The following is a 12,805-nucleotide window of genomic DNA, read 5'->3' as shown; positions in this document are numbered from 1 at the left end:
TATGCGCTATCGACGGTTTGGCAAAACGGAGTTGCACCTGTCGGTATTTTCCTTGGGAACCATGCGCTATTTGGCTTCTGAGGAAACTGCCTGTCAGACTGTACAACAGGCGTTGTCTCAGGGAATCAATCACCTGGAAACGGCTGCAGGTTACGGTTGCAGCGAGGAATATCTTGGCGCGGCCCTTTCGGCTGGTTTGTCGGTCGATCGATCGCGCCTTCACGTCACTACAAAAATTTCCCCAACGGAGGATGCAGCAGCTATGGAACGCTGCATCGACGCATCCCTCAAACGCCTGAATTTAGACTATATCGATTGTCTGGCAATTCACGGTTTGAATACTTGGGAACATTTGGCGATTGTGCGATCGACCACAGGCTGCATGGAATCTGTACGCAAAGCCCTGGCTGATGGTCGCATTCGGCACGTTGGCTTTTCGACTCACGGGCCTCTGGATCTGATTTTGGCTGCAATCAATACAGATTTGTTTGAATTTGTCAATCTGCATTATTACTATTTTTTTCAGCGCAACGCCCCGGCAATTGAACTCGCCAAAAACAAAGATATGGGCGTTTTCATCATTTCCCCAGCCGATAAAGGAGGGCAACTCTACACGCCCCCGGAAACACTCGCACAATTGTGCTCGCCTTTCTCGCCCTTAGAGTTAAACTATCGGTTTTTACTTAGCGATACTAGGATTGGGACTTTGAGTGTGGGGGCTGCAAATGCGACAGAATTAGAGCAACCTCTGAAATATGGCGATCGCGACTTTCCCCTCACCAACGCCGAAATCGCTGCGTTCGATCGGCTAGAATCGGCTATTGCAGACACTTTGAAAACCGACAAATGCAGCCAGTGCTATGCCTGTTTGCCTTGCCCGGAAAACATCAACATTCCCGAAGTATTGCGACTCCGCAATCTCGCCGTCGGGTTCGACATGACTGACTTTGGCAAATACCGCTACGCCATGTTTGAAAATGCCGGACACTGGTTTCCCGGCAGCAAAGGCAACCGCTGCACCGATTGTGGCGAATGTTTGCCCAGGTGTCCCGAAGAGTTAGACATCCCAATTTTGCTCAAAGATACTCACCAGCGACTGGGCGGCAAAGCAGGCAGGCGGTTGTGGGATTGAAAAAAAGGTGAAGGCGGGAAAAAGTCGATCGAGCCTATCTAAGTGTTGCAATAATTACGCTAAACTTTTTTTAAGTGAATTTACTCTATAGTCGATCAAAAAACTACTTAACTTGCGGACTGTCTGCAGGCATTGGTGTCCACTTAACGTCTTATGTTGTACCAATCTACTGTTTGAGTTCATAGTCTTGCTGATTCCCCCTAACCCCCCAGGGACAAGAGCGTCAAAGTCCCCCTTCTTAAGGGGGATTTACGGGGAGCGAGACTCGGCTATAAACGAGAGATACAAATGGTTTTAGTCTGAAGTTGACACCAATGTCCCCTGTCTGCTCGCAACAAACTTTAAATAGGAGCCGACAGTATATGGAAAAACAACTAAATAAGACAATCTGATTGAACACCGATAAATTGATTTATTTAAAAATATCCCAGTCATTTTCTTGCTTTATTGCCCCCGGCGAGAGCTAACAATTTTATGATGAGTGACTAAGCGAACTCGATATAAAATATAAAATCGTTCGACTGAGCGCTCACGCCGAAGTCTAAAATCTCAAATCTCAAATTTCTAATTAATTCCCTTCCCGATTAATTGATGGCCTGTCATCTACAACCGATCTCGCATCTACTACTATGGCTCATACTCAGTTAAACGACAGCCAGCAAAATTGTCTGCAGCAAACTAAAGTTGCGACTTCCGAAAGAACATTGAAAGCTGCTTTCAATCCGTCCACTTACAACTTGTCCGTCACCAGAAAACAGCTAATTGGACTGGTGGCTTTACAAACAATTTTGCCAGTTGGGCTAACGGGAGCAGCACTTTTGCTAACATCGGCCGTTGCAAACAATCAACTGCAAAATCAAGCAAAATCAGAACTGAGCCTTAGTGAAATTAACTACAATCTCCAACTCGATCGCGCCGCCGACCGTTTGCAAAACTCCTCTGACAGCAAAAGGATCGCCCAAACAGCCTTAGCTTACAACAGCGGCAAAAAAGTATCAGATTTGCAAAAATCTGTCAAGCAAATTCTAGAAAATCAAGTCAAAACAGGGGAAATAGACAGCGCGGCATTAGTGGGAAAAAACAGGCAGATAGTGGTTAGCGTCAACTCCAACCAGAAGGGAAAAATTTTTAAACTGCAAAAAATAGTCGATCGAGCATTTGGTGCAAAAAACCCAATTACGGCTACCGAAATCATTGCCAAATCAGAAGTTCAGGAACAATTGGGATCTTTGCCGCCCGGAAAGGGCGATCGACCTGTTCTCGTCCACTACGCAGCAATTCCCGTAAAAGATCCAAAAACTCAGACAGTGATTGCTGCCTTAGTATTAGGAAAAATCATCAGCACAACGTCGGTAGTTGCTAGCAGCAAAACCCTCAATTTACAGGGCGGGGGATATCAGGCTATCTACGCACCGCTGGCTGACGGCCAATTTGTTTTGGCAAGTTCGCAAGCAGTTACAAAAAAACAACAGTTACCAGACTTAAATTCCATAGACAAATCTCTCCTACAATCTGCACTCGCCGGTGGCGGCAAACCAGTCGCCGGAAACCTACAAACAGGCAGTCAAACTTATGCAGTAGCTGCCAAATCCCTTGGCAATTTAGCGGGAAAACCCGCAGCAATTTTAGTTCGGGGCATCCCCAAAACCTCGATCGCAACTTGGTGGGGCAACAACTGGCTGCTGGCAATGTCTGCGGCTGCCCTTGTCCCCTTCGCCTTGGGAGTTGCCGTCACTCGCCGGATTGCCAAACCCGCTAACTCAGATTTATCAACAGCAGACGGGAATTGGGCATTTAACTCCAGCGCCGAACCGCACCAGCGATCGCGGACATTTGATATAATTTATGACAATTTAAATTTCGGTGAATTCCCCGATTTATTTCCCAAAAAATCGAGTTTAGATGGTCAATTAGCCGTAGATTTTCGATATAATAAAAAATTGGCGGGCGCTCGCCCGTTAGCGAAGCCCTCGAAGAGGATCGCAAATCCCCACATCCCGCTCGCTTTCCAACCCCTAGAATTGCCCGAAAACTCCGTTTCAAACCAGTCGCGGCAGGTAAATACAGAAAATACAGAATTAGAAAAAAGCGCGATCGCCTTAAATCTAGTCCAGGAAGCTTGGCAAGACTTAAATCGCCTCAACTGGGAATTGCAGCCAGAAATAGTCGATCGCCAAAACACTCAAAAAGCCCTGCGAAAGAGCGAAGCACTGCTGCAAGCGATTTTAGACAACTCAACAGCAGTAATTTACATCAAAGACCTTGAGGGAAAATACCTGCTCACCAACCGCCATTTTGACAATTTGTTTGACATCGCAAAGGAGCAAATAACAGGGAAAACCGATGGCGATATTTTTCCCCAAGACAAAGCAGCAGCCTTGCGAGAAAACGACCTGAAAGTTCTCGAATCCTGCTCGCCCCTAACCATCGAAGAAATCATCCCTCAAGACGATGGCCCGCACACTTATATTTCTCTGAAATTTCCCCTCTGCAACTCCGAAGGTAAAGTTTATGCAGTCGGTACAATTTCTACAGATGTGAGCGATCGCAAACTTGCCGAACTCACCCTAGAAAAAGCCAAAGCAGAACTAGAAATAGAAGTCGAACAGCGCACCCTATTCCTCAAACAAGCCAACGAACTCTTGCGGTTTGAACTAGCCGCCAGAGTCCGCGGCGCCATCACAGTCAGACAAATGACGGCTCAGGTAGCCCGACACGCCCGAACAGTTGACGGCATTCTAGGCGCTTCTCTTGACCTAATTTTTCTAGTAGATCGATCGGGAAAATACACCTATGTCAGCCGCACCGCCGCTCAAGCCGCCGGCATGAACCCCAGAGAAATGATTGGCAAAACCTGGCAGGAATTAGGCTGGTCGCCCACAATTATGCAGCGGGTTCACCAAGAATGCCAGGGCATATTTGCCACAGCCGAACCCGTGAAAGGCGAAGTAATTGTCCCCACGGCAAACTGGGGAACCCGCGACTACGAGTACATTCTCAGCCCGGTTTGTGCGACAGACGGCAGCGTCGAAGCCGTGGTGGCGACACTGCGGGATATCACCGAACGCAAAGACGCTGAGGAAGCATGGCAGTTGGCCAAAGAAGCCGCAGAACTCGCCAATCGCGCCAAGAGTGCTTTTCTGGCAAACATGAGCCACGAGTTACGCACTCCCCTCAATGCGATTATCGGCTACAGCGATATGCTAGCGGAAGATGCCGAAGAGTTAGGCAATTTAGAGGTAGTCTCGGATTTAGACAAAATTCGCACTGCTGGCAAACACTTGCTGCGCCTAATTGACGACATTCTAGACATTTCCAAAATTGAAGCTGACAAGATGGAGATTTACCTCGAAAGCTTTGATGTTGGAGGCTTAATCGAGGAGGTAGTAACAACTATCAAACCGCTAATGGATAAAAACGGCAATACTTTGCAAGTATTGAGTTCTGACAATATCGGCGCGATGCACGGCGATTTGATGAAAGTGCGGCAGGTAATGCTGAATTTGCTCAGCAATGCTGCTAAATTTTCTGCTAATGGGGCGATCGTGCTTACTGTCGAAAGAATTACCAGTGAAGAATTAAAAAATAAATATCAACCGAGAGTTGCTCAAATGTTAATTTTGGATTCAGACTTTTTAATTTTCCGAGTGACGGACACGGGCATCGGCATGACACCAGAGCAGCAAGAGCGCCTGTTCCAACCTTTCACTCAAGCGGACAATTCAACTACTCGCAAGTACGGCGGTACGGGTTTGGGGCTGACTATCAGTCAGCGTTTTTGTCAGATGATGGGCGGCGATATTGAAGTTACTAGCGAGTTAGATTGCGGCTCTACTTTTGCTGCTTGTCTGCCTGCTTCATTGTTTAGGCGATCGGAATTTTAACAACAATTGTGCCGGTTCGCAGTAAGAACTTCAGTCCTCAAAATTTCCTGCACACTAAATTCCTCACTACAAACCTATTTTACAGGAATCGATATTAACAGATAACTTTTGTACAAAACCGGCTCTTGCCAATTTATGAATTACCACAAATTTAGCCACAAAAATCAAGTTTTCCGCCGCAAACACGGCATTTTGACAAAAAGTTTATTTTTGTTCCCGATCGCCTGTTCTGCGTGCCTCGGAGCCTTGCTGTGGGAGCAATCTGCTGCCTTTTCCCAGGAGCCGGTCTGCCCGACTGGCAACGCTGCTAATTTCCCGTCGCCCCCGCTTTCGCAAACCGAAAAAAGCGTGCCGAGTCTGTGGTTAGCTCAAAAACTCTTTGGGGGCAAATTGCTCGATCGCTGGTTTGTCGATCCCGGCAATACTTGGGTAATTATCATAGTCAATCGCCAACTTTGGAGTTTGCTCGATTATATGGAACGCTATCAGTTTGTTAACCGCTTTGGCACTGTCGCCAACGATTATGGTTACAATGTGCGAGTTTGCAACCGTCAAGGGACAGCTTTGGCAGTTTATTCGTGCAAGGGCGATCGGCTTAACTGTCGGATTGATTTAGAATCTCTCTCAAATCCAGGTCTTCGAGGAAGGGTGAAAGGATTTTAGATTACTGTCCTTACAAGAGCTATGTACCTCACTGTAATTTAACTTCTCACTACTTGCCTAGTTTCTTGCCAGAGCGATCGATACAGCGAGATCCCCGCATCCCCAAAAGGCAGCAGAAAGTCGCTAGCAGCAAGAATCTTAGCATCAGGCAATAACACAGAATTAGTGCGAACAGCTTCCGGTAAATCTTCGGGTTTCATGCCGACAATTATCGGCGAACTAGCCTTAGCCAGTAAAGATAATTGAGGAGCAACCCGAGGCTGCAAGCAAAAATCAATCCATTTTTCCACTAAAGAAACTGGATTCCCTGATGCTGGTTGTACCCACAAATCCGTCCAAAGTGCAGTTCCCGAACCCGGAACTACTAAAGCAATATCCTTTTGAGTTTGCAGCAGCGGCAGCAAGTCCCCAGAGGAACCTACGGCCAACCAAGTATCGCCTAAAATTAAGGGTTGCAGGTAAGCGTCAGAACTATAAAGTTTAACTTGTTGGTGCAGATTTGCAAGTTCTTTTTTAAGATTTGGGACTTGATCTAATTGCTGCGTATTGTAAGATTTTCCTAGTTTTTTTAATGTTAAACCGATAACTTCTCTGGCACTGTCCGGCAGAGAAATTCGATCGCGCAATTCGACTCGCCACAAGTCTTTCCAATCTGTCGGAGTCCACCCCAAAGCCTTAAATTTGTCGGTTCGATAGGCAATTACCGTACTTCCCCAGCGGTAAGGTGCAGCCCACACTTTACCTTGAGGATCTAATTTACCCTCATCGTTGCGCCTGACGAGTTTTTGCCATCTTTCGGGCAATTGTGGCCAATTAGCAAACTTAGCAGGATCGATCGGCTTAATCAATTTTTGCCTAATTGCCAGAGTCAGCCAGTAATCTCCCAACATCACCAAGTTAGCTTGATTTTTTGATTCGGGAACCCGTTTCCACTCCTGCAACAGGGCGAATAATTCTTTTAATTGTGCTTCTTGCGTTACCTGCAAAAGCGGAGACGGTTGTACATCGCGGCTAAATTTGCTTACCAGTTGGGCCGGAATACCGTTTTTGAGCGATCGAATTTTGAGAATGGGCTTCGAGTCGCACCCTGCCGCCAATTGACTTAAAGTTAGGGTGGCGGCCCCCAATAGCAAAGACCTTCGTTTCACCTGTGAATCCGCTTTTCTAAATATTGACCCATCGTTTTGTGTTCTACAGCCCGGGAAATAATTGTTTGTCGAGTCCGGTAGTTGGCGCCGATTTTGTCTTATTTCTTCCTCAAACACAGAGCCATTGTACTCGGTTCTGCTGCGAAGAGAGTCTGTTTGGCTCTTGCCCTGATTTTACCTTCTAACTTGTCGATCGAGCTTTCCGATGCCGAAAACTCCCTCAACTTAACGCCTAATTTCTCTGCTGCAAGTTCCTTTGAGCCAGTTTTGCTCGCCAGCCGGGTCGATCGACCGCATCTGTGTTACATTTTTTAATATAACGAAACAACGAGAGCGCTGCCATCTGCAGTTGGATGAGCCTTTTCACACAACCGAAGTAAAAAAATATTTTTAAATCGGCGACAGCTTAATAACTAAAAAAACTAAAAATTCATTCATCTCAATCCTGAAAGCACTGGCGAGAGCGCAGTCAATCTAATAGGACGCTCTGCGATCCGACTCTCAGAAACCCGACGTTTTAGCTCTGATTGAAGGTTTGAACGAAGTATGGGGGTTAACCCACCCGCTTCCTGTGTCCAAGACTATCTAAAATCTAAAATCTAAAATCTACAATCGACTCACGAATGGCGAGCGATTATCTTCAAGCTGCCTCCCTAAATCTACCGTCAGGATTGGGAACACAACAATTACGTCAAAAATTAAATAATTTAGTGATAAATCCAAGTTATTTAAAGATTTACCTAAAATGTAAAGATATTAAGTTACGAGCCAAAGGATGATTGTATGGAAGCGCTCCGCCAGCAAGTTACAGTATTGAGCCAACAAGTCGAGGCCCTCTACAAACTCATAGAAAACCTCAATGAAAAGCTCTTGGAGTCTGCCAAGGAGACGAAGCTGACCCAGCAACAGAGAAACGATCGCTCTGGAACGGTAGGAAATAACCAAACCTCGCCCTATCAAAGCTACAGCAGTCTCGACGGCCTCCTCGAACACAAGGACATACTGTTAGATGACAGCTACTTCGACAAGAATTCTCAAAGCTTGGAAAAAGAGCTGAGCGCAGAGATTCAAATCCAGCGTTTAACAGCTCAGCTAACAGCAGCTTACAATCGAATTGCCGCCTTGGAAGAACAGTTGCTCTCCAAAAGAATGCACTCGCAACATCTAGGCGGGCCTAATTAAATATTGCTAGCGGGGATGGGGTACTAATCAAAAACAAATACAAATTGCGTTGATTTATGCTCGTCTACTTATAGAGTTATTGCAGAGAGTTTTTCCGGTCGGGAATTAACAGGAAGAATACTGCATGAAAGCGAGATATTGTGTAGAAATAGGAAGGCTATTTCTTTGGTGAACAAGATTTTTTTGACAAACCGCAGAGGGCGCAGAGGACGCAGAGAGATAGAAGACAGAGAAGAAAGAGAAGAAAGAGAAGAAAGAGAGAAGTTCACAAATCCGGCATCGATTCTTATAACTCAATACGCTTGGGTTAGTGCTAAAAACAGATGCTGTGTAGGTTGGGCCCGTGGAACGAACCCTCCGTTTCACTCCGCCCAACATTTTCGCTACAATTTTCCTTAACTGAACCGTATTGTCTTATAACTATCTACTTAATGTTTAATCTCACAGCGCGAGGCTAAAGCTTCAACAGCGTGGAGGAGTTGAGTTGGAGTCCAATTTGCAGTCAAGCCACTGGCGATCGCACACGCTCCCGCACCGACACCTTCCTTAACATAGCCGCGATCGTAAGCTTGCAATTGCCCGTAGCGAGATCCAGCAAAACTTAGCTGCGCCGCCAACAGAGGCACACCGCCGATCTCATTAGCGAGTCCTACAGTGTCTCCTGTAGGGTCTTCGGCCACCCAGCGCGTAGTCCCCACCGCAACTTGTTTGGGACGCCATACTAGAGCATATTCACGGGCTAAGGCTTGCATCAAAGCGTACACTGCCAGCATTTGCGTACCCCCGGCCAGAAGCACCCCGCAAGTCCGACTCGCGGCGATCGCCATTGCAGCCACCGCTATTTGCATCGGATCGCCCACCGCCGCTACCAATTCCAGGGGAGTGCTGTTTTGTCCGCCAATTTCCCACTCAGCATTATTGAGTCCCGCTGTCACCGCAGCCAATTTTTGAGCGTGATTGCAGCGAGGATGAGAACTATTAACTTTGCCCGCCGCTGCAATACCCAAACCCATTAACACGCCCAAAGCAGTAGTAGTTCCCCCAACTACGCACTCTCCTAAAATTAAATAGCTGCCATTAGTTTGAGCGGCTAATTTAGCTCCCCAAATTAATCCTTGTTCGAGTAAATGTTTGACTGTTTCGAGTTCTAAAGCATTCCCAGAAATCAGACACTTTGCCGGAGTACCACCCAAATCAATTGCAGGTACCCGAGGTGGGAGGGGCAAACCAGCATTAAATAGATAAAGGGGAAGTTCCAAAGCTTCGACTACAGCGCGAGATATGAGTACCGGTGATGCACCCGCTTCTAGGGGTGGCAAAGGATATTGGGGCGACGGTTTAGGGCCGTTATACAAAAATTCTGCATCAGCTAAACAAGTAAATTGTCGATCGTGCGGGGTTGCTCCTGCTGCTGAAATCCCCGGAATTAAGCCAGTAGCGGTAAATCCTAACACGCAGGCAAATATCGGTTTTCGTCCCCGATAGCGATCGAGCCACCGCTGCCCCTGTTCAATTTCTGTATAAATACCAATCATAAATTAGTCATTAGTTATTAGTTATTAGTCAACCGTCAACCGTCAACCGTCAACCGTCAACCGTCAACAACTCCGAATAACTACTCTTCATAATCGATCAAAACTTGCACCCAGCTTGGCGGCCGCGGAATTGGATTTCCCAAACGATCTAATAGCAGCAAAGCTACTAAATGCACTACAAATAAATAGACAATATTGTTAACCAAAATCATCCCGGCGGCGATCGCCCCAATTGTGTTCAAACTCGGTACATTAAGCCAGCCCAGCTTCACAAACACCCATTCCACCATCTCTGTTACCTGGGCGGTTACGTAAACCCATAAATCTTGACCCACCAACGCTGACAGCAGCCAAAACCGAAAAAAGAAGCCTACAGTACCAATTACTGCACCCACACTAACAGAGAGTGACCAACTCGCTTTGCGCCTCCAAAGTCCTCCCAGCGCAACTCCCATAATTCCAAAAGGCATCACGTATAAAATGCTCCGCGTCGGGCCCATCAGTACCGACAGCAGCAAACCCGATACCAAAGCTGCCATCCAAGCTGCTCGGTTGCCCCAGCGCAAGTAAACCAGGGCGATGGGTATCGGGAAAAAAACCCGCAGCAAAGGCCCCAGGGGAAAGTAATAATTTACCAGCCAAATTAAGCTAGCGGTACTTGCCAAAAAAGCCGTTTCTACCAGCCTTAAAGGCGCTTCCCCAGAGGCGCGCTTCCCCGGATCTGGATTTGTGCGATCGCCAGCCATTGCTGAAATATCGGCGGTTTGCCGCTCGTTATTTGTACTGGGAGAACTACTCGCATTAGACGCAGCATCTGCTGACAAAAAATCACTCATCCGATTTTAGATTTTAGATTTTAGATTTTAGATTTTACGGGACTTGCGCCCCATACGGCTGATTCCCGATTTTAGATTTTAGATTTTAGATTTTAGATTTTACGGGACTTGCGCCCCATACGGCTGATTCCCGGTTTCACTGTTTGGATGCCTCGCCGCCAAATTTAATATTGCTCGCAGAAACCGGGTTTAGGTAGGAACGCAAGTCTTACTTTAGATGGGTTTTCTCAGCCTAAATTTTCAGCAGCATTATTTTTCAATTTTGGCTTCCTGGATTACCAAAACCGAACAAGATGCGTGGTGAACGACATAATTGCTGACGCTGCCGAGGAAAGCTTCTGTGAACCCCGTGCGGCCACGCCTCCCCAACACTATTAAATCTGCGCCCCAATTTTCGGCAGATTCACAGATACAATGCCCCGGATCGCCCTCCATTTTGCAGTCAAATTCCACTTGCAATCCTTTGTTTGCTGCGGCGTCGCAGTAATTTTTCAACAAACCAGAAGCCTGTTTTACCTCCCTTTCCAGGCGCAAACGTTGAGCTTGATAAGCTTGATCCATTAACTCGACATTCATGCCCAAATCTACCGGAATTGGCACTGCCGTCTCGCCCAGCGAGTTAACAGTAACGCAGTTAAAGAGCATCACCTGGGCGCGATCGTTCAGAGCTAATTCTAAAGCTTGAGTGAAGACGCGGTGGCCGAGTTCAGAATCATCTAAGGCGGCGAAAATTTTCTTAAAACTCACAGCTTTACCTCCTGCGGGAAATCATTAATATCAGTTAGTTAACAGAGAGTGCTTTTGAATTAGATTCAATAAAAGCAAACTCTGATACTTCTAGACTAACAGACGCTCTAAGGCGTGCAGGTCGGGAATGCACAAAACGTCACGTTCGCGCTGAATAGTTCCTTTTTTTTCCAGCTTGCTCAGCACTCGCGTTACTGTTTCGCGAGCCAGCCCGCTGAGGCTGCTCAGTTCTCTGTGTGGCAGGTTCGGTATTTCAGTACCTCCTGTTTCCAGGATTTTTTTGCCTTGCCCCTCTGCCAAAAATAATAGAATATCTGCTACTCGCGACGTACTGTCAGACTCTCGCAAACGCAGGCGGCGGTTGACTTGTCGCAGGCGACGCGCCATCAGTTGAGCTAGGCGAATGCCTGCTAGCGGCTCGGTATGAATGAGCTGCACAAAATCCTGAGATGGCATATTGCCGATCAGTGTCGGGGCTAGGGTGATCACATCTGTCGATCGCGGTGCTTCTTCGATCGCGGCCATTTCCCCGAATAATTCTCCTTTCCCTAAAATATTCAGTGTTACTTCTTTTCCGTCTAGGTTGTAGGTGCGAATTTTCACCCAACCATCCAATATAAAATACACTGATGTTCCCCAGTCATTTTCGAGTAAAATCACTTGATTTGACGGATGACTTCGGGTAACAATGTGGACAGTTGCTCTCTCGATTACAGAATCGGGTAATCCTGCAAAAAAAGGAGTAGAAACTATCAATTGATTTATATTAGAATTCGGATCTCGGGTGTTAAAGCGGTCTTCCATGAGGCCATCATTTTAATTTATGCGCTTGAGCTGCGCTGGGCAGTTAGAAATAGCTTGCAGCCGAGTCATTCGATTTGAGATTCAAGATTTGAGAAACAATGATCTAAAATCAAGGATCTAAAATCGGCAATTTTACCTCTAAAGTTTTGCGGTCAAAGGCTCAATATGGGAATTAATAGCCTCAAGCTCTAATTGGGAGCTAGAAACTAAAGAATATACCATAATTTTTTAGATATATACCACTGAGCAAATTTTATTAACAAAATTTTAGCAATGTGGCAAACGACTGAGCCGATCGAATTACCTTTGAAAGCACTTCGCGAAGACAAGCTTAACACTGCTGAGAGATTTGTTGTCACTCGGCCCTGCAGTCGAGAACGCAGAATCCACGAGTACCAGCCTGCAAGCACGGTAGACAGATCCCAAGTCCAAACTACCTAGAACCTGGCCAATGTCAGCACGAGCGGCAAAATCCCCAGCCATTGCGAGCCTAAAGACAGGCGCTCTTGGCGAGCCAAACCCACCCACTTCCCAGCAAACTTTTCTGCTACCCCAAGATTATTGTACCATTAGTATCTAGTCATGAAGACAGATAAAAGGCTATAATTAAAGGTTACTCAAATCCAGTATACGGGGACAATCCCGAATCTCGGTATCCCAAATCGCAAATTGTTTGAGGTTTTTTCCAAGTCGGTGAAAAATGAACAGACACTGGCGCGCCACCATGCTAATGAAACTCGCGGTGACAGTGTGCGACCCGCCGTTCAAGCAGGTGAAGGCAAAAGTTCGTCGGGCTCGCAGCTATTCCGAGCAGGAATCAGCCTCCCGGCAGGGAAACTCGCCCCTGAGTCGCAGAATTTGAAAGCACTTGGAA

12 protein-coding genes are annotated in these 12,805 nt (G+C 46.6%); 7 read left to right on the top strand and 5 right to left on the bottom strand.

The window, feature by feature from the left end:
• Position 1: 1 nt before the first annotated feature.
• The 3 genes from QUA07_RS02155 to QUA07_RS02145 all read left to right on the top strand — a co-directional run bounded on the left by QUA07_RS02155 (position 2) and on the right by QUA07_RS02145 (position 5,679).
• Positions 2-1,132, top strand: a complete 1,131-nt coding sequence (locus QUA07_RS02155; RefSeq protein WP_333322189.1) for an aldo/keto reductase — start codon at positions 2-4, stop codon at positions 1,130-1,132.
• Positions 1,133-1,761: 629 nt separating this feature from the next.
• Positions 1,762-5,016 (top strand): PAS domain-containing protein, encoded by a 3,255-nt coding sequence (locus QUA07_RS02150; RefSeq protein ID WP_333322187.1) that lies wholly within the window; start codon positions 1,762-1,764, stop codon positions 5,014-5,016.
• Positions 5,017-5,151: 135 nt separating this feature from the next.
• Positions 5,152-5,679 carry a hypothetical protein gene (locus tag QUA07_RS02145; RefSeq protein WP_333322185.1) on the top strand — a complete coding sequence of 176 codons (528 nt, stop codon included), beginning with the start codon at positions 5,152-5,154 and terminating at the stop codon, positions 5,677-5,679.
• Between the two features lie 38 nt (positions 5,680-5,717).
• Here the strand turns inward: QUA07_RS02145 and QUA07_RS02140 are convergent, their stop codons facing one another.
• The gene (locus QUA07_RS02140; protein ID WP_333322184.1) at positions 5,718-6,827 is read right to left on the bottom strand and encodes an extracellular solute-binding protein; all 1,110 of its coding nucleotides are present in this window, start codon (positions 6,825-6,827) and stop codon (positions 5,718-5,720) included.
• Positions 6,828-6,920: 93 nt separating this feature from the next.
• Between QUA07_RS02140 and QUA07_RS02135 the strand changes: the two genes are divergently transcribed.
• A complete protein-coding gene (locus QUA07_RS02135) occupies positions 6,921-7,142 on the top strand; it encodes a hypothetical protein (protein WP_333322182.1) in 222 nt (73 codons plus the stop codon).
• 468 nt (positions 7,143-7,610) lie between these two features.
• Positions 7,611-8,009 carry a hypothetical protein gene (locus QUA07_RS02130; protein ID WP_333213295.1) on the top strand — a complete coding sequence of 133 codons (399 nt, stop codon included), beginning with the start codon at positions 7,611-7,613 and terminating at the stop codon, positions 8,007-8,009.
• Positions 8,010-8,437: 428 nt separating this feature from the next.
• Here QUA07_RS02130 and cobT read toward each other — a convergent pair whose 3' ends face one another.
• The 4 genes from cobT to QUA07_RS02110 all read right to left on the bottom strand — a co-directional run bounded on the left by cobT (position 8,438) and on the right by QUA07_RS02110 (position 11,931).
• The gene (gene cobT, locus QUA07_RS02125; protein WP_333322179.1) at positions 8,438-9,544 is read right to left on the bottom strand and encodes a nicotinate mononucleotide-dependent phosphoribosyltransferase CobT; all 1,107 of its coding nucleotides are present in this window, start codon (positions 9,542-9,544) and stop codon (positions 8,438-8,440) included.
• A gap of 80 nt (positions 9,545-9,624) precedes the next feature.
• Complete coding sequence (locus tag QUA07_RS02120) at positions 9,625-10,380, bottom strand: DUF2232 domain-containing protein (RefSeq protein WP_333322177.1); 756 nt, start codon at positions 10,378-10,380, stop codon at positions 9,625-9,627.
• A gap of 249 nt (positions 10,381-10,629) precedes the next feature.
• A complete protein-coding gene (locus QUA07_RS02115) occupies positions 10,630-11,127 on the bottom strand; it encodes a universal stress protein (protein ID WP_333322175.1) in 498 nt (165 codons plus the stop codon).
• 90 nt (positions 11,128-11,217) lie between these two features.
• Entirely contained in the window at positions 11,218-11,931 is a 714-nt protein-coding gene (locus QUA07_RS02110) for a Crp/Fnr family transcriptional regulator (protein ID WP_333099436.1), read from the bottom strand.
• A 273-nt stretch (positions 11,932-12,204) separates the two neighbouring features.
• On the opposite strand from QUA07_RS02110, the gene QUA07_RS02105 reads away from it, so the two are divergent.
• Both QUA07_RS02105 and QUA07_RS02100 read left to right on the top strand, forming a co-directional pair.
• Positions 12,205-12,372, top strand: coding sequence for a hypothetical protein (locus QUA07_RS02105; RefSeq protein ID WP_333322173.1), 168 nt, complete (start codon positions 12,205-12,207; stop codon positions 12,370-12,372).
• Between the two features lie 259 nt (positions 12,373-12,631).
• Positions 12,632-12,793 carry a hypothetical protein gene (locus QUA07_RS02100; protein ID WP_333322171.1) on the top strand — a complete coding sequence of 54 codons (162 nt, stop codon included), beginning with the start codon at positions 12,632-12,634 and terminating at the stop codon, positions 12,791-12,793.
• The last annotated feature ends 12 nt before the right edge of the window (positions 12,794-12,805 follow it).

This window comes from Microcoleus sp. T3_A4, from assembly GCF_036700465.1.
Classification (GTDB): Bacteria; Cyanobacteriota; Cyanobacteriia; order Cyanobacteriales; family Microcoleaceae; genus Microcoleus.
The sequence above is the reverse complement of the archived record's forward strand: the minus strand, read 5'-3'. Positions and strand labels throughout refer to the sequence as shown.